Consider the following 17,298-nt stretch of genomic DNA (forward strand, 5'->3'; position numbering starts at 1 on the left):
CGCCCCCCTGCCCACCGAGGCCGGGGGGCGTTTTTCATGCGCGTCCGGCCCGCTCGCCTGTCTGGCGACGAGGCCGCCAAAGCCAGAAGGCCATGGCATGTCGGATTTGCGTGAGTTGATTCCGGCGTCTTTCGGCTGGTGGCTGGCCGGCGCCGTCCTGATTTTCTGGTTCGTGGGCGCGCACAACCGATTGGTGCGTCTGCGTTCTGCCGCGTTGGTGGCCTACGGGGCACTCGATGCGGCGCTGGCTCGCCAGGTCGACTATGCGCGCTCGCGCGTGGCCGACGACGCGAACCTGGATGCGGGGAGCGCACTCGTGGCCGCCGCCGCACAGACCTCCGCCATGATGTCCGCGGCGCGTCAGAAGCCGCTGGAGCCCAATGGCGTCGAGGCACTTGGCACCGCGCTGACGGTCCTGCTCGACGCGTGGGAGAGAATCTTTCCGGGCGAGGCGGTGAGCTTCGATGCGGAAGGCACGCTCTCGCGGCCCGCGTCCCTGGCCTCGTCGGTTCGCGAGGTTGGAACATTGCCCGGCGACCCGCTCGAGTTCAGCGCGACCTCGCCGCCGCTGGCTTGGCCCGAGCCGTCCGCTGCCGCGGAAATCGCCCGCGCCCAGTTCAATCTGGCGGTATCGCGCTACAACCGTGCCATCTCGCAGTTTCCGGCGATGCTGATCGCCTGGGCCTTCCGCCTCCATCGAGCCGCGCCGCTTCTGTAGTCGACCGGTCCGGTGCGGGCCGCGCCGGTAAAGGTGCTGGCCTTACCATCGGTCGAAATCCTGCTTTCCGATCTCTTCCTTTCCTTTCTCCTTGACTACCGATTCCACGCCATCCGAACAGCCTCCCCTTTGGCGCCAATTGCAGGCCTGCGGGGCTGTCATTGCGGCCATCCGCGCGGGGCAGTCCGGCACCGCTGCGTTCGAGGCGGTCGAGTCCGCCCTGCGCCCGGGCGTTCAAGCGCTGGGCTACCAGGTACTGCGCAGCCTTGGGCGCGGCGAAGCCTTGCGCAGGCATCTCGCAAAGCGCACGCCGCCGCCCGCGGCCGACGCGTTGCTCTGCACCGCTTTGGCCTTGGCCTGGGATCGGGATCAAGCGCCCTTCGAGCCTTTCACGCTGGTTGACCAGGCGGTGGAGGCCGCCAAGCGCAATGCTGGCACGCGGGCCCAGGCCAGCTTCATCAATGCCTGCCTGCGCCGCTTCTTGCGAGAGCGCGACGAATTGGTGGCCGCGACCGACAGCGAACCGGTGGCGCATTGGAACCATCCGCGCTGGTGGATCGAGCGCCTCAAGCGCGATCACCCACGTGACTGGCAGCGCATCCTGCAAGCCAACAATGTGCAGGCGCCGATGACCTTGCGCGTCAATCTGTTGCAAACGGGCGTGGGCCCGTACCGCCAGGCGCTCGAGCAGTTGGCGGGCGTCGAATCCAAACCGGTCGGCGACTGTGGCCTTCAACTGGCCCGTGCCAAGCCGGTGCGGCAGTTGCCCGGCTACGACCAGGGCGAGTTCTCCGTGCAGGACGCGGCGGCCCAGCTTGCCGCGCCATTGCTCCTTGACGGGCTGGCTTGGCCAGATGCCACACCGCTGCGGGTACTGGACGCCTGCGCGGCCCCGGGCGGCAAGACGGCGCACCTGATCGAACGCGCCGGAGAGCGCCCGATCGAAGTCACTGCCCTCGAAATCGACGGCAAGCGCAGCGGGCGCATCGAGGAAAACCTGCGCCGCCTGCGTCTGGCCGGCAAGGCGCAGGTCAAGGTCGCCGATGCGGGACGGCCCCAGGAGTGGTGGGACAAACGTCCTTTCGATGCCATCTTGCTGGATGCACCGTGCACCGCTTCCGGCATCGTGCGTCGCCATCCGGACGTGCGTTGGCTGCGGCGGGAGAGCGACATCGAGCAGCTCGCGGTCGAACAGGCCAGCCTTTTGGCCGCGCTTTGGCCCCTGGTTCGGCCGGGTGGGCGCCTGCTGTATTGCACGTGCTCGGTCTTCCGGATGGAGGGCGCGCACCAGATTGATGCGTTTCTTGCGCACAACAAAGACGGTCGATTGATGGCCTCGCCAGGTCATTTGCTGCCCCAAATCGGGCGCAACGCTGGCGCCGTCCCGGAAAATCCCTTGGGTGACCACGACGGCTTCTTCTACGCCTTGCTCGAGAAACGCCCTGACTGAAGCCCGCCGCCCGGCCGGCTTCGGCGTTCTGCTCGTGGTCGCAGCCGCCTGGCTGATGGCGGTCGTGCTGCTCCTGGCGTCGCCGGCGGCTCGAGCCGAGGCCGAGGCGGAGCTCACGCAGCTTCGCCTCGAACGCGTCGACGACGGCGTCTACCTGAGCGCCACCGTCCAGTTCAGCCTGCCCGAGTTGGTGGGCGAAGTGCTGGACAAGGGAATCGCCGTCTATTTCGTCGCGGATGCCGAGCTTTACCGCGAGCGCTGGTACTGGTGGAACAGCCGCATCGCGAGCGTTTCGCGGCACATGCGCCTGGCCTACCAGCCGCTCACCCGCCGCTGGCGCCTGAACGTCTCGCCCGTGCCCATCACCAATGCCGGCTTCGGCAACTCGGTGGCGCAGAACTTCGACTCGCTCGAAGATGCGCTGGAGGCCGTCAAGCGCGTCGGGCGGCTGCGTCTGGCCGACGCCTCTGCCGTCGGCGACGATCCCGAGCACCTGGTGATGTTTCGCTTCCGCCTCGATACTTCGCAGTTGCCCAGGCCCTTCCAGATCGGGGCCGTCGGGCAGTCGGACTGGAACATTTCGATCGAGCGCAACGTGAAGCTTCCCCTGGAGAACAACCGTTGAGCGACAAGCCCGCCCGCACGCCGGCTTCGCCCGAGGCGCGCCGTGCACGTGCCCGGCGCTGGACGCTCAGCGTCGTCGCCGCGCTGGTGACCGCCGTCGGCCTGGTGCTGATGTTCCTGCTCGCCCAGGCTACCAACAACAGCGAGCTGTACGAGCGCAACTACGCCCGGCTGTTCGGCATCAACGTCGTGGTGGCGGTGATGCTGACGCTGGTCCTGGGATGGGTGGCCTTCCGGCTCATCAAGCGGCTGCGCCAGGGCAAGTTCGGCAGCCGCCTGCTGATCAAGCTGGCGGCCATCTTTGCGCTCGTCGGCGTCATGCCTGGGCTGCTCATCTATGTGGTGTCGTACCAGTTCGTCTCTCGCTCCATCGAAAGCTGGTTCGACGTCAAGGTCGAAGGCGCCCTGGACGCCGGCCTGAACCTGGGGCGCGCCACGCTGGATTCACTGTCGCAGGACGTCTCCAACAAGGCCCGTGCGGGTGGCGCCCTGATCTCCGAAGTGCCCGACGCGGCTGCCGGCCTGGCGCTGGAGCGTGTGCGCGAGCAGTTCGGCGCCACCGACGTGCTGCTCTGGACGGGCACTGGTCAGCTGATCGGCAGCGCGGGCGCTTCGCGCTTCCAGCTCAATCCCGAGCGGCCCTCGGCGCAGTTCATGCGCCAGGCGCGCACCACCGGGTCGGTGGCCCATATCGAAGGCCTGGACGAAGTGCCCGCGGGCGCAAATGGCCCCCCTCCCGCCGCAACGGTTCGTGCCCTGGCATTGGTGCGCCGGCCAGGCTTCGACCTGGGCGGCGAGACGCGCTTCATCGAATTGACCGTGCCGCTGCCTCCTGCAGTGGTCGCCAATGCGCTGGCGGTCCAGGAAGCCAACCGCGAATACCAGGAGCGAGCCCTGGCGCGAGGCGGCCTCTTGCGCATGTACATCGGCACGCTGACCCTGAGCCTGTTCCTGGCGGTGTTCGGCGCGGTCCTGCTCGCGGTGCTGTTCGGAAATCAACTGGCCCGACCGCTGCTGGTGCTGGCCGACGGCGTGCGCCAGGTGGCCGGAGGCGACCTGCGGCCGACGGTGGTCTTGCCCGGCAAGGACGAACTGGGAGGGCTGACACGCTCTTTCGCGCTGATGACGCAACAACTCAGCGAAGCGCGCGGTGCGGTCGAGAAGACACTGGGCGAACTCGACGCCGCCCGGGACAACCTGCAGACCATCCTGGACAACCTCACCTCCGGCGTGATCGTGCTCAAGGCGGATGGCACGGTCGTCTCCACCAATCCAGGCGCCACGCGGGTGCTGCGCATGCCCCTGGCGGCTTACGAAGGCCGCAAGCTGACGGACGTGCCCGGGCTCGAAGCCTTCGGGCTTGATGTCGAACAGCAGTTCGCCGAATTTGAAGTCGAGCGCGCACAGCACGGCCTGGACCATTGGCAGCATGCTTTCGAACTGCACCCGGGCGGCGCGGCGGACGACATGGTGAACCTTGTTGCGCGTGGCGCAGAGCTTCCGGGCGCAGCGCGGCTCCTGGTGTTCGACGACATCTCCGAAATCGTTTCTGCGCAGCGCGCGCAGGCCTGGGGCGAAGTGGCGCGGCGCCTGGCCCACGAGATCAAGAACCCGCTCACGCCCATCCAGCTTTCGGCCGAGCGGCTTGAACTCAAGCTGTCGGGCAAGCTCGAAGGCAGCGAACAGGCGGTGCTGGCCAAGTCGGTCAAGACCATCGTCGATCAGGTGGACGCGATGAAGCGGCTTGTCAACGAGTTCCGCGACTACGCAAGGCTGCCTGCGGCCGAGCTGAAGGCCGTCGACCTGAACGCCTTGGTGGCGGACATCCTGCACCTCTACGAGAACGAAACCATCCATGGGCAGGTGCTGGCCGAACTCGATCCGCGCTGCCCCATGATTCGCGGTGATGCGCAGCAGTTGCGCCAGGTGATCCACAACCTCTTGCAAAACGCACTGGACGCCACCGAGGCCGCAGCAGTGGCCCGCCATGCCGCAGCACCCGATGGCGCAGCCGCGCCGGCGGCGCCGGTGTTGGTTCGCACCCGGCTTGGCGAATCCGGCGAGCGCGTGCGCCTGACCGTTCAAGACCATGGAACGGGATTTGCAGAGAACATCCTCAAACGCGCCTTTGAGCCCTACGTCACCACCAAGACCAAGGGCACGGGTCTGGGCCTCGCGGTCGTCAAGAAAATAGCTGACGAACACGGTGCCAGAATCGAGCTTTCCAATCGCATCCAAGACGGGGCTGTGGTAGGGGCTCAAGTCTCGTTATCATTTGCGCTGTCGCCGGAACGGCATTCCGTGGCCGCAACGACACCTTCCGAAGAACATCCCGTCACCTGAGCGCCGACGCTAGAACGTATACATGGCAAATATTCTCGTGGTCGACGATGAACTGGGCATTCGCGACCTGCTCTTTGAAATCCTCAACGACGAAGGTCACAACGTCGAATTGGCGGAAAACGCCGCAGAGGCCCGTGCCGCGCGCCAGCGTGCGCGGCCGGACCTCGTCCTGCTCGACATCTGGATGCCCGACACCGATGGCGTTACCTTGCTCAAGGAGTGGTCCACCGCCAATCTGCTGACCATGCCGGTCATCATGATGAGCGGCCACGCCACCATCGACACCGCCGTCGAGGCCACCCGCATCGGTGCCTTCGCATTCCTGGAAAAGCCGATCACGCTGCAAAAGCTCCTCAAAGCTGTGGAGCAGGGCCTCGCGCGAGAAAACGCGCGTCGTGCAGCTGCGGCAGTGGTGCCGCCCACCAACAACTACGCCACCGTGGTCACGACGACTGGCGACAGTGCCTTGCTGCCGCCCATTGCCGCCATGCCGCTGCCCGATCCTGGCCCGCAATCCACGCAGAGCTTCGACCTCGACCGGCCGCTGCGCGATGCGCGCGACGGATTCGAGAAGGCCTACTTCGAGTTCCACCTCGCCATGGAGAACGGCTCCATGACCCGCGTGGCCGAGAAGACGGGCCTGGAGCGCACCCACCTTTACAGAAAGTTGAAGCAGTTGGGCGTCGATCTCTCCAGAGGGCGCAGAAGCGCTGTATAATCGTGGGCTTCGATACTGTTCAGCCGAACCGGTATCGAAGCCAGAAATGGCCCGGTAGCTCAGTTGGTAGAGCAGCGGATTGAAAATCCGCGTGTCGGTGGTTCGATTCCGCCCCAGGCCACCACATTCAGTTCCAGGTTTGTCCAGGGACGTCCAAAAGCCCAAGAGAATCAACGCTCTTGGGCTTTTTTTTGTCCAGGTTGTTCCAACGAAGTCCAGCCACTTCCAAGCATCCGTGCAGTAACTCCTGCAGTAACCGGCCAGCGCGGGCCGGTTCTGCCGAAAAGTTCCTGCGTTCCGCCCTCGCGAGAGGGCGATGTGGCATGTTGGAAGTGACAGAGAATGGCTAGAAATCTGATCGGCGGTGACCGAACGATCCGGGCGCTGAAACCCGGCGCCAAACGACTCAGCGACGGCGAGGGCCTGTACCTCCTGCCCTTTTTCAAAGGGGGCGCGCACGGGTGGCGGCTGGACTACACCTTCGCAGGGCGGCGCAACACACTGAGCCTTGGGACCTATCCGGCCGTGGGCTTGAAAGCCGCGCGCGAGGCCGCCGTGAAGTGCCGTGAGATGGTGGCCAGCGGTGTCGATCCGAGCGACCTTCGCAAGAAGGCCAAGGTCGCCAAGGTACAGGCAACTGAGGATCGTCGGCGCGCGGCCGTCGGTGAGCCTGCATCCGGGTCCTTCGAGGACGTGGCGCTTCGATGGCACCAGACGAGAATGTGCGATTGGTCGCCGGGTCACGCAACAAGGGTATTGCAGCGATTGAAGCGCGATGTCTTTCCGTTCCTCGGCGGCGAACCAATTGGCGAGATCGATGCGCCAGGTGTTCTCAAGGTGCTTCGGCGCATCGAGGCGCGAGGTGTGATGGAAACCACGCACCGAGCACTCGAGAACTGCTTCGCGGTTTTTGCTTTTGCCATCGCCGAGGGTGCGATCCAGAGCAATCCGGCCACAGGGCTCAAGAGAGCACTCAAGCCAGTCATCCCGAAGCGCTATGCGGCCGTCACGACGCCCGAGGAGTTGGCGCCGATGCTGCGCGCCATGGACGGCTACAAGGGCACGAACGTCGTGCGCGGCGCCCTGAAGTTGCTACCCATGATGACTGTGCGGCCTGGGGAGCTGCGCTTCGCGACATGGGATGAATTCGACCTCGAAGGCGGCTGGTGGCGAATTCCGCCTGCACGGATGAAGGGCTCGCGTGAGAGAAAGCTCAATGGGGCACCGCACTGGGTTCCGCTGCCTGTGCAGGCGCGGCATGTGCTCGAGGAGCTTCGTTCGGTGACGGGGCACTCCAGATATGTCTTTCCGAGTGAGCGCTCGAAAGAGCGACCTATGTCGGAAAACACGATCAACATGGCCTTCCGTACACTTGGCTATCCGAGTGACGTTGTGACGGGCCACGGATTTCGTGCGACCGCGAGAACGATCATGGACCAGGTGCTGCACGTCGACCCGATGGTGCTGGAGGTGCAGCTGGCGCACAAGGTGCCGGGGCCACTGGCCGATTGCTACAACCGCTCCGACTATCGGGAGTTTCGGGCGGTTGCCATGCAGTTGTGGGCAGACTATCTCGATGCATTGCGCAAGGGAGAGGGCGATACATTTGTGGCCCGATGCCGTGCGCCGATCGCCGCTAGACGGATCAACATCGAAAACGTCGCGGCTCTGAATGAGTGAAATCGTTCGAGGCCTCCTGACGAGAGATCAAGGGCGTGCCCCTGAGAAATGAGACCGCCCCTTCTTGGTGACGGTCTCACCCGCAAGGAGCGACTTATGCCTTCATCCGATACTGCGCCATCGCCCAGCCTTGGGGCTTCCAGCTGAAGCTTTGCTGAGCGCCCGCAGCCGGCAGAGGAAGACTCGGTGCGACAGTCTCCGCAGCCGGGGCTTGCTTGGTGACTGGGCCGAATTCGTCGAGGGCTTGCTGTTTGTCGATTTCGATGCGTTGGCTGCCAAAAGCACGGCGAATCCTTTCTGTGAACTCCTTCCCGTGACCTTGACGAAGCGCGTCTAGATAGTCGGCCCAAGTCTGCATCGTAGTTCGGCGAAACTCGCGGTAGTCAGCGCGAAGGTAGATGTCGGCCAGAGGGCCTGGCACTGTGTGCTGCAATTGCACCTCGATCAGATTCTTGTCGACGAACAGTTCGTTCTCGCAAATCGTTTGCAGGCTTGCGCGAAAACCGTGTCCTGTCATCTCGTCCTTCGAGTAGCCGAGGATGCGCAGTGCCTTGTTGATGGTGTTTTCGGACATGGGCCGATCCCTCGAGCGTTGGCCGGGGAACAAGTAGCGGCCGTGTCCCGTCAGCGCGTGCAACTTCCTGAGGAGTTCGACTGCTTGGCGAGGAAGAGGGATCCAGGGCCCTTGTTTATTGCGTCGGCGCTTGATGTCTTGCGACGCCTTCCGAAGCTCAGGGGGCATTTGCCAGCAAGCGCCCTCCAAATCGATATGACGCCATTCGGCGCGGCGCAACTGCCCCGGCCTGACGGCAAGCATCGGGAGCAGTTGTAGCGCGGAGCGCACGACAAGGGTGCCATGGTAGCCGTCGATTGCGGTGAGCAGCGGCGAAAGCAACGCAGGTTCCGTGATGGCGGCTAAGTTGGACGACACCGGAGTTTTGAGTGCCTTTTTCAGGCGGATGGCGGGATTGATGTCCACCAATCCTTCACCAATAGTGAAGTCGAAGATGGCGACGAGATCGCCGTAAATTCGGTGAGCGGTTTCCCTGGCGCCGCGGTCTTCGACGTTGCGTAGGGCATGCAAGAGCATGGGGGCGTCGACCTCGTTGATCGCTTTGCGGCCGAGCTTCGGGAAGATGTCTTTTGCCAGCCTAGTGAGAATCTTGTCCTGCGTCCCTTCCGATCGGCGATCAGCCGATACATCCAGCCACCGTCGTGCCACGGATTCAAAACACTCTTGGCGAGCTCCGGCTCGCTTAGTGGCTTTTCGGTAGGCGCTTGGATCAGTGCCTTGTGCCAAGAGGGCTAGAAGTTCGCCGGCCTTCTCAATAGCTGCTCCCTCGTCTACATTGGCGACGGTGCCAAGACTCAACGTTTTGCGACGACCCTTAAAGCGGTAGTCCATGCGCCATGCACGGGCGCGACCCTTTGTAGCGGGTTTCAGGTAGAGGCGGCTCCCATTGCCCGCCTGCTTGTTCCACGCTGAAAAACGGGGCTTTGTATCGTCCGACATCGTTTTCCCGCTCTCCGCCGAGATCGTCCAGTTTGGGCGGGCAGGGAGACCATCCTGCGCCTCGTTGATTTGCACCTGCCCGAACTCGCCGTCCAGTGGAGGGCGTTCGGTATGGAGGTCTACTTGAGGCGCGTCAATCTGAGCGCCACTCGAAACCACATCTGTCCTCGTGGTGGGCTTGCTTTTCGTCATGTTGTTCAGCCCTCGCGTTACAGACTGGCTTCCAATGCCCTGATGGCGGAATCGCGCCACACTGATCTACGCCGCCCTAGCTTCCCAGGTTCCGGGTAGATGCCTTGCTTGATGCCGGCGTACCACGACGATTTGCTCACTGGAATCCTGCGGAGGACCTCGTCGATTCGGAGTAGCTTGTCTACATGCGCTGGCGCTTCCGACGGAATGGTCAACGATCGTTCATCGCGTTGGGTGGCGTCGTAGGCGTGGTCTTGCTGCGAATTGAGCTGAGAAATGGGTAGAGCCAAGTGGTGGTCCATGTAGTTTGAACCAGCCCAATGCTAATCACGGTTTTTGCCGACTTTGTCGAAAACACTGCAAATAGTCGCCAACTCGGGGGCCTCGCGACCCGGCGATTCCTCTTGAGTAGTTCCAAAGCATTAGTTTGTGGCGTGATGTGGCCTTGTGTCACCGGCGGCGTTGGCGCTGGATCTCAAGCGCGGTTTGGATTTGGTCCAGCCGAAGTAGAGCAGGGCGCTTCAAGCCGGCCGCTTGATGCCCTGGGCGGCCTTTCCTCGAAGAGTTCAAATTCTTGGGGCTCAGCGAATTAACCGCACTTGCCATCTAGAGGAACGCTGGGTCGTGAGCAATCTGCCCTGCACCGGTCGTATTCACTGCGTCAGCAGGCACATCCATCAATATGCGGCTGCGGTCGCCAGCAATGTGAATGACGATGTACTGCACTGGCCGCCGGCGACGATCATGTAGCAGTCGAACCAACCGCACCAGGGGCGCGCCGATCTCGACATTGAGTAAGCCCGCCAGCACCGGATCGGCAGCGACAGCGCTAACTTCCTGAATCACTCGACCGAACTTCACGCCTTCGCTAAGCAGAATCTCAAATAGCGCGCGCTTCTTCAGTTCAGCCGGTGTCACATGACCGCCAACCTCGCGAGGTACCCATGCGTCAGTGAACATGACCGGTGTACCGCGCACTGAACGCAAGCGAACCGCATGCACAGCCGACTCGCCAGGCTCCAGTGCTAGTTGCTGGGCGACCAACGCTGGCGCCGGTATGGTCTCCACACCGAGTACCGTCACCTCAGTCTCTCGCGCCTGCTTATCCAAGGACTCCAGCAACCCGAAGCTCGGGTGGGGCCGCATTGGGCGCGGCGCCGCTCGAACGAATGTTCCTCGGCCAGGGCGTTTTTCGACCAAGCCAAGGTGCTCCAGGTCCGAGACGGCCCGGCGAACGGTAATGCGCGAGACGGCAAAGCGTTCGCACAGTGCGTCCTCAGGCGGGATCAACTCGCCTACCGGGTAGACACCCTGCGCAATCTGATCTCTCAGCACCATGAAGAGTTGCCGGTGCAAGGCTGTTCCGGGCTCTCGGCGCAATGGTGCAGAAGAAGAGGTCGACATTGGAATCAATGGAGTGGGCATGGGCTTTGTCTAGGCAGATTGTGCCCGTCATCCATACATACCCTGCCGACAAAATAAGGTTATATAGTTATGATGTACATATGGGACTTTGATCAGCTTGCAGTTCACATTCCAAATTCACATGGCCATGACTCTTTCAACACCCGCCCGAACCTTGCGCGAACTACTCGCGCGCCCCGAACTCATCGTCGCGCCCGGCGCTTACGATGGCATGACCGCCAAGATGGTGGAGGCTGCTGGCTTTCCCTGCGTCTATATGACTGGGGCCGGTGCTTCCGCGGCTCGAGGCTTCCCTGACTACGGTCTGCTGTCGATGAGCGAGATGGCTGATGCGGCTGGCGTACTGTCGCGATCAGTAGAGGTTCCAGTCGTCGCCGACGCAGACACCGGCTATGGCAACGAGCTGAACGTGACACGCACCGTGCGCGAGTACGAACTGCGAGGAGTCGCCGGCCTGCACATCGAAGACCAGGTCGCGCCCAAGCGTTGCGGCCACCTCGACGGCAAGGAAGTCATCCCTCGTGAACAGTTTGTCGCAAAGATTCGGGCGGCACTTCACGCCCGGAGAAACCCAGACTTTCTGATCATTGCACGCACAGACGCGCGCGCGATGCTGGGCATGGACGAGGCCATCGCGCGTGCCCGAGAAGCACTCGCCGCTGGCGCCGACATGGTTTTTGTTGAAGCAGCCCAGTCCCTGGAAGAACTGGCTTCGATTCCGAGGCGCGTCGAGGGGCCGTGCCTGTTGAACATAGTGCGCGGCGGCAAGACGCCGGATCTGGGGCTCGCGCAGGCGCAGGACATGGGTTACCGCCTCGCGATCTTGCCCAGCCTGCTGCTCGGCGCCGCCGCCTCAGCGTGCGAGATGGCCTTGTCGGCTTTGAAGTCGTCTGGACAGCCTCCAGCATCCACGGGCAGCCCAGGGGTGGCGGAGCGTTTCCGCCGCCTTGGCGCCGCTGATTGGGATGCCCTGCGGACGCGCTTCGCCGAGCCTCGGTGAAAAGGCCATGACACGCATGAGCGAATCAAAACCGCGCACCCTGTTCGACAAGATTTGGGATGCGCATGTCGTGCAGGATCTGGGCGAGGGTTGGGACCTGCTGCACATCGACCGTCATTTGCTGCATGACCTTTCGGGGACGGCGGGACTACGTGACCTCGCTGAGCGCGGGATGCGGGTGCGCAACCCCGAGTTGGCCTTTTCCACGCCCGACCACGCAGTTTCCAGCGCCCCTGGCCGAACGGGAGACACCTTTGCCGGCGGCGCCCGCCTCTACCACGGGCTGAAATTGTTGTCCGAGCGCAGCGGAGTACGGCTGTTCGACCTGGGTGAGCCGGGACAAGGCATCGTCCATGTCATCGGGCCAGAACTGGGCATCGTGCAGCCAGGCATGACGCTGATCTGCGGCGACAGTCATACGTGCACCAACGGTGCGTTGGGCGCGATAGCGTTCGGCGTCGGATCGTCTGAACTCACCCACGCACTGGCCAGCCAGACCCTCGTTCTACGGCGGCCTCGAACACTGCGCGTGGTGTTCGAGGGCCTGCCCGGGCCAGGCGTTGGCGCGAAGGATCTGGCGCTCACCCTGATAGCCCGTCTGGGTGCCAGTGTTGGCAATGGCTTTGCCGTGGAATACGCCGGCGACGCTGTCTCGGCAATGTCCGTTGAGCAGCGTATGACGCTGTGCAACATGTCGATCGAATTGGGCGCCCGCATCGGGTTGGTCGCACCAGATCAGGCGACGGAGTCGTATGTGCGCGGGCGGCCCTATGCGCCAGATGGCGAGCAATTTGCCAAGGCAGCCTCGTGGTGGCGCACACTGGCTAGCGACGCAGGTGCTCACCACGATCGCGAAGAACGCATCCAGATTGCTGACGTCGCGCCTACCTTAACGTGGGGCATCAGCCCGGAGCATGCCGTGTCGGTGGATGGGTGCGTGCCAGACCCTGCTCAGGCAAGAGACGAAGCACAGCAACAAGCCTGGCAGGTAGCGATCGACTACATGGGACTACAGGCGGGGGCTTCACTTGCCGGCACCAGGGTTGATCGCGTGTTCATCGGCTCATGCACCAACTCCCGCCTGTCAGACTTGCGCGAGGCCGCCTCGCTCATCCGCGGACGCAGCGTTGCATCGCATGTGCGCGCCTGGGTCGTACCCGGCTCAGAGAATGTGAAGCGGGCAGCACAGGCCGAAGGGCTGGACGAAGTCTTTCGGTCGGCGGGCTTCGAATGGCGCGAACCCGGGTGCAGCATGTGTGTTGCGGCGAACGGCGAGCAAGCCTCCCCCGGCGAACGTGTGGTGTCCACGTCCAACCGGAACTTCGTCGGCCGCCAGGGACCGGGCGTACGCACCCATCTGGCCAGTCCTGCCAGCGCAGTGGCAGCCGCTTTGTTCGGCGCGATTGCAGACCCTCGGAGTCTTTGAGATGCAGCCCTTCACACTTTTGCGGGGAACGGCCGCGCTCCTTCCTTTGGACAACGTCGATACCGACCTAATCATCCGCATTGAACGACTCACCAGCTTGGCACGCGGCGAGTTGGGCCCATGGGCCTTCGAGTCGTTGCGCTATCGCGCCGACGGCAGTGAAGACCCCGCGTTCGCGCTCAATCAGGCGGGCTGGAGGGAGGCACCGATCCTTGTCGCGGGCCGCAACTTCGGTTGCGGCTCTTCACGCGAAGGCGCGGTCTGGGCCTTGTTGGCCCGCGGGATCCGCTGTGTCATTGCAGCGAGCTTCGGTGACATCTTTCAGGCCAATTGCTTTCAAAACGGCGTCTTGCCCATCCGACTGGAAGTTCCAGCGCTTGCCCAGGTGAAAAACGCCTGCTCACCATCGGCGAACTGGGAGGTGGATCTGCGCACTCAGCGGCTGATGCTTCCCGACTCCACCGTGTTGCCGTTCGAAGTCGATCCGTTGCGACGAGCGGCGCTCCTCGAGGGCCTGGACGACATCGGCCGGACCTTGAAGCTGAGCGAAGAGATTGAACGCTGGCAGGAAAACGACAGGGCGACCCGTCCGTGGGCGTGGCCTTCTTCGGACATCACCGAAGCTGGCCTGCGCCACCACAACGGCGAGTAGCGCTCCTGACCCACACCCCAACCATGAGAGACATGAAGATGACCTTCACCAAGCACTTCGCACAGACCAATCCGCAGCTTCCCCGCTTTGGAGTTCTCGCAATTCGTCTGGGCCGGGCCCTTATCGCAACCAGTGTTCTTTGTGCCGGAGGCGCCTTTGCCCAAACCACCTGGAAGCCGGATCGGCAAGTCACGTTGGTCGTGCCCTACAACCCTGGGGGCGGTACCGATGCTACTGCGCGAGCCGTGGCGAGCCGGTTGACAACGCTTTGGAATCAGCCAGTCGTCGTCGAGAACATCGGGGGAGCGGATGGTTTGATCGGTACGCGCCGCGTGATCGAGGCCGCACCTGACGGCTACACCCTTCTCTTTCAGGTGCCTTCGATTCTGCTCATGAAGTATCAGCGCAGCCTCAAGGGGATCGACCCGGTGTCGCAGCTCACGCCGGTTACGGCAGTAGCCACTTCACCGACGGCACTCGTCATGAGTGCAAGCCTGCCATTCAAGACGCTACCCGAGCTCATTGCGTACTGCAAGGCGCGCCCGTGCAACGTTGGCAGTGGCGAGAATAGTTCCAAGATACGCGCCCAGAAGTTTTCCGCCGACTACGAACTCAAGGACATGGCGGTCGTCAATTACAAGGGCACTTCACCGATCGTGTCCGATCTAGTTTCCGGCAACTTGACCATGGCCTTTACAGGCATTACTGCAGCGATACCACTGCACAAGAGCGGCCGCGTACGCATCCTAGTGACCAACGGAAATCAGCGCGCCCACGCGCTGCCCGATGTTCCCACCAGCATGGAGGCTGGATGGCTGGATTCGTACTCGGTCACTTGGTATGGCATGTTCGCCCCCAAGGGCACCCCTGAAGCAGTGACTCGGGGCATCGCTGACGCAACGCGCGAAGCGGGCAAAGATGTCCACGTGCGCGAGGCGCTGACAGTAGCCGGGGCCGAGCCGGCGTTCACCAGCCCAGCGGAGTTCACCGAGATGATCAAGCAAGACAGCGCCAGACTCGGCGCGTTGGTAAAGAGATTCCCGCTGGAGGACTAGGCGCTCGGAACAAGAGTTTGGCTCGTTCGATAGGCACGGTTTCAAGCAGATCTGGGGTGGCCGATTGGCCTGGCCGCTAGAGACCGCCATTCCTATCCCGCGACGCGAGCGCCAGTAGTCTGGCCATTCCTGACGTCTTCAGCGCCTGACCCGACCTGGCCAGCTAGTCGGCCGAGTTGGGCCCATCGCCCCGTGAATCATTGAATCATCGGTACTGGGAGCCCTTCGGCGGTCAGTGAGCAACACACTTGGTGAACCCAAGCCCAACGATCGCCGCTGCATTCAGGTCTGTCGGAAGACAAAGTATCCGATAGCCGAGATCAGTACGATGCACATTCCGCTCCAGATCGCGTAGGCCAATCCGACGGGGATCGTCTTAAGCACCAGCGCCAAAAAGTAGAACGAGCTGACGTAGCAGGTCGCCATGACCAGTGTTGGCATCGCCCTGGTGAACCGCTCTGACTTCTGCAGAGATGTCGTACCGATGACTTCCAGGAGATGGCTGCACCCAATGTGGCGCAGCTTGAGAAGGGACTTATGCACTTCTCCGATGGAGGCGACATTGTCCCGTTCAGGCATCGTTTGTGGCCCACCCCTTCGGTATGCACCGGACAACTCATCGCGGATTGACGACCGCCAAATCACGTGCGCAACCGTGCGGAGCACAGTTTCACGCGATGGACGCTAACTGCCGGCCTGATCATGCTGCGGGCCTGCAGAGTTAGCCGACTTAGGCGCCTAGACCGCTTGATGGCAGTGACCGGTCGCTGCAATTTGCATGACCTAGGACGCCCTAGTGCCCAAAGCAGTAGTGCGACCCGATGCTTGTAGGGCTCCGGTATTCGGATCAGCCTCCTCTGTCAAAGCAGCAATTCAATCAGCGATGGCCCTTCGGCCGCCTGCGCTCGTCGCATCGCATCCGCGAACTGACCCAGCGTGGAGACCCGACAGGCCGGGACACCGTGGCCCGCCGCCAGTTCCGTCCAGTTCAATGCGGGCCGATCGATGCTGAGCATGTCGCTTGCCCTTCGGCCGGGGGTGCCGGCCCCCACTTGCGCATATTCACCCTTCAGAATCTGGTAGTTGCCGTTTGCGAAGACCACCACGGTGACATTGAGGCTCTCACGCGCCATGGTCCACAGCGACTGCAGCGTGTACATGGCGCTTCCATCGCCTTCCAGAGCGATCACTCGCCGATCTGGTGCGGCAATAGCCGCTCCGACGGCCACTGGCAATCCGAACCCGATGGAGCCGCCCATGTTGGTAAGCCAATCGTGCGGCGCAGCGTCGCGTGTGGTTTGATCGAAGGCGCGCCCGGTGCTGATCGCTTCGTCCACCACGATCGCGTTCTCGGGAATCAACGTTGCCAGCAGGGCTCCGATGGATGCGGGAGTCAGCGGACCTTCCTCATGCGCTGCGGTGGGTACGACCATCGGGCACCGCTGCGGTTGCAGCCTCAAGGCCCCCAGTTCTTCGCACAGCATCTGCAGGGCTTCGGCCGGATCCTGGGCATGGGTTGAAAGCGTTGTGAAGGTCGTTCCAGGCCGAGCCAGTCGTCCCGGCTTGTCGGGATAGCCGAAGAATGCCACCGGCTCGACAGCCCCCACCAACACGATGTGATCGAAGCGCGAAAGCGCATCAACCGCAGGCTGTACCGCGTACGGCAGCCGGGGAATTGGCACCCGGCCAGCACCTCGTTCAATGCGTTCAGCGTAGAACTCGGACATCACGCTGCATCCGGTCGCGGCGGAGATGCGCCCGGCCCACTCGGTAGCACGGGCGCGTACGGCGCGGCCGCCGAGCAGCAGCAAAGTGGTGTCACCGCTATTGCGCAGCGCCTGTGCGGCGGAGATGACTGCGGCTTGCTCGGTAGCCGCCGGGGCAGGCTCATGAATTGCACCTAGCTGCCCGGGCGTTCCGCTGACCGAAGACCACGCCATGTCTGCGGGGAGGGCCAGCGTAGCAATCTGTCCTGGTCGGCCCGCAGCTTGAGCGACTGCCTCGCGGCCATCCTGTGCGATGGAATTGGCGTCGCGCACGGTCCGGACCCAGTGGGACATGGGACGCGCCAGGCCTTCGATGTCGGAAGTCAACGGTGCATCGAGTGCCAGGTGATTGGTTGCGTGCTCTCCTACCACATTGACGATCCCTGACCTCGCCTTACGGGCGTTGTGCAGGTTTGCCAGCCCGTTTGCCAGGCCTGGGCCAAGGTGCAGCAGCGTCGCTGCTGGGCGATCGGCGATGCGGTAGTACCCGTCGGCCGCGCCGGTGACAACGCCCTCGAAGAGTCCAAGCACGCAGCGCATACCAGGAATTCGGTCGAGCGCGGAGACGAAGTGCATCTCGGACGTCCCAGGGTTTGCGAAGCATGTGTCTACCCCAGCATCGAGCAAGGTGTGCACCAGCGATTCAGCGCCGTTCATTCATATCTCCTGATCTTGGGGCGTGCGTCGTGCGCACGGCGAGAAAGTGCAGGAATTGAAGCACGGCTGGACTCGCCAA

At 63.1% G+C, this 17,298-nt stretch carries 15 protein-coding genes and 1 tRNA gene; 11 read left to right on the forward strand and 5 right to left on the reverse strand.

All coding sequences use genetic code 11. The annotated features are described in order from the left end of the window. Positions 1–97 precede the first annotated feature (97 nt). The 7 genes from QTH91_RS10970 (at position 98) to QTH91_RS11000 (ending at position 7,533) form a co-directional block, all read left to right on the forward strand. The gene (locus tag QTH91_RS10970; protein WP_286660112.1) at positions 98–718 is read left to right on the forward strand and encodes a lema family protein; all 621 of its coding nucleotides are present in this window, start codon (positions 98–100) and stop codon (positions 716–718) included. A gap of 91 nt (positions 719–809) precedes the next feature. Further along, positions 810–2,168 carry a 16S rRNA (cytosine(967)-C(5))-methyltransferase RsmB gene (rsmB, locus tag QTH91_RS10975; protein ID WP_286660113.1) on the forward strand — a complete coding sequence of 453 codons (1,359 nt, stop codon included), beginning with the start codon at positions 810–812 and terminating at the stop codon, positions 2,166–2,168. Positions 2,169–2,223: 55 nt separating this feature from the next. Beyond that, the gene (locus QTH91_RS10980) at positions 2,224–2,793 is read left to right on the forward strand and encodes a DUF4390 domain-containing protein (RefSeq protein ID WP_286660639.1); all 570 of its coding nucleotides are present in this window, start codon (positions 2,224–2,226) and stop codon (positions 2,791–2,793) included. Next, positions 2,790–5,135, forward strand: a complete 2,346-nt coding sequence (locus QTH91_RS10985; protein ID WP_286660114.1) for a sensor histidine kinase — start codon at positions 2,790–2,792, stop codon at positions 5,133–5,135. The genes QTH91_RS10980 and QTH91_RS10985 overlap by 4 nt, the downstream gene beginning before the upstream one ends. Positions 5,136–5,157: 22 nt before the next feature. Continuing rightward, on the forward strand, positions 5,158–5,853 hold the full coding sequence (locus QTH91_RS10990; RefSeq protein ID WP_286660115.1) for a response regulator: 696 nt from the start codon (positions 5,158–5,160) through the stop codon (positions 5,851–5,853). Between the two features lie 48 nt (positions 5,854–5,901). Next, a tRNA-Phe gene (locus QTH91_RS10995) sits at positions 5,902–5,977 on the forward strand. A 218-nt stretch (positions 5,978–6,195) separates the two neighbouring features. Then, positions 6,196–7,533 carry a tyrosine-type recombinase/integrase gene (locus tag QTH91_RS11000; RefSeq protein ID WP_286660116.1) on the forward strand — a complete coding sequence of 446 codons (1,338 nt, stop codon included), beginning with the start codon at positions 6,196–6,198 and terminating at the stop codon, positions 7,531–7,533. A gap of 94 nt (positions 7,534–7,627) precedes the next feature. Here QTH91_RS11000 and QTH91_RS11005 read toward each other — a convergent pair whose 3' ends face one another. From QTH91_RS11005 to QTH91_RS11015, 3 genes are all read right to left on the reverse strand, one after another. Further along, on the reverse strand, positions 7,628–9,238 hold the full coding sequence (locus QTH91_RS11005; protein ID WP_286660117.1) for a tyrosine-type recombinase/integrase: 1,611 nt from the start codon (positions 9,236–9,238) through the stop codon (positions 7,628–7,630). A gap of 17 nt (positions 9,239–9,255) precedes the next feature. Beyond that, a complete protein-coding gene (locus QTH91_RS11010; protein WP_286660118.1) occupies positions 9,256–9,540 on the reverse strand; it encodes a helix-turn-helix transcriptional regulator in 285 nt (94 codons plus the stop codon). A 304-nt stretch (positions 9,541–9,844) separates the two neighbouring features. Beyond that, a complete protein-coding gene (locus QTH91_RS11015; RefSeq protein ID WP_286660119.1) occupies positions 9,845–10,663 on the reverse strand; it encodes a GntR family transcriptional regulator in 819 nt (272 codons plus the stop codon). Positions 10,664–10,784: 121 nt separating this feature from the next. Between QTH91_RS11015 and QTH91_RS11020 the strand changes: the two genes are divergently transcribed. From QTH91_RS11020 to QTH91_RS11035, 4 genes are read left to right on the forward strand one after another with little or no spacing between them, the layout of a single operon-like run. Next, positions 10,785–11,663: an isocitrate lyase/PEP mutase family protein gene (locus tag QTH91_RS11020; RefSeq protein WP_286660120.1), complete on the forward strand. Its 879-nt coding sequence runs from the start codon at positions 10,785–10,787 to the stop codon at positions 11,661–11,663. Positions 11,664–11,679: 16 nt separating this feature from the next. Next, positions 11,680–13,089, forward strand: coding sequence for a 3-isopropylmalate dehydratase large subunit (locus tag QTH91_RS11025; protein ID WP_286660121.1), 1,410 nt, complete (start codon positions 11,680–11,682; stop codon positions 13,087–13,089). A gap of 1 nt (position 13,090) precedes the next feature. Next, positions 13,091–13,741 (forward strand): 3-isopropylmalate dehydratase small subunit, encoded by a 651-nt coding sequence (leuD, locus tag QTH91_RS11030; RefSeq protein WP_286660122.1) that lies wholly within the window; start codon positions 13,091–13,093, stop codon positions 13,739–13,741. 38 nt (positions 13,742–13,779) lie between these two features. Beyond that, entirely contained in the window at positions 13,780–14,796 is a 1,017-nt protein-coding gene (locus QTH91_RS11035) for a Bug family tripartite tricarboxylate transporter substrate binding protein (RefSeq protein WP_286660123.1), read from the forward strand. Between the two features lie 282 nt (positions 14,797–15,078). On the opposite strand, the gene QTH91_RS11040 is transcribed toward QTH91_RS11035, so the two are convergent. Both QTH91_RS11040 and QTH91_RS11045 read right to left on the reverse strand, forming a co-directional pair. Further along, positions 15,079–15,375 carry a DMT family transporter gene (locus QTH91_RS11040; RefSeq protein WP_368389461.1) on the reverse strand — a complete coding sequence of 99 codons (297 nt, stop codon included), beginning with the start codon at positions 15,373–15,375 and terminating at the stop codon, positions 15,079–15,081. A 281-nt stretch (positions 15,376–15,656) separates the two neighbouring features. Further along, the gene (locus QTH91_RS11045; protein WP_286660124.1) at positions 15,657–17,219 is read right to left on the reverse strand and encodes an acetolactate synthase large subunit; all 1,563 of its coding nucleotides are present in this window, start codon (positions 17,217–17,219) and stop codon (positions 15,657–15,659) included. Positions 17,220–17,298: the final 79 nt, after the last annotated feature.

Origin of the sequence: Variovorax dokdonensis, assembly GCF_030316895.1 — a bacterium.
GTDB lineage: Bacteria > Pseudomonadota > Gammaproteobacteria > Burkholderiales > Burkholderiaceae_C > Variovorax > Variovorax dokdonensis.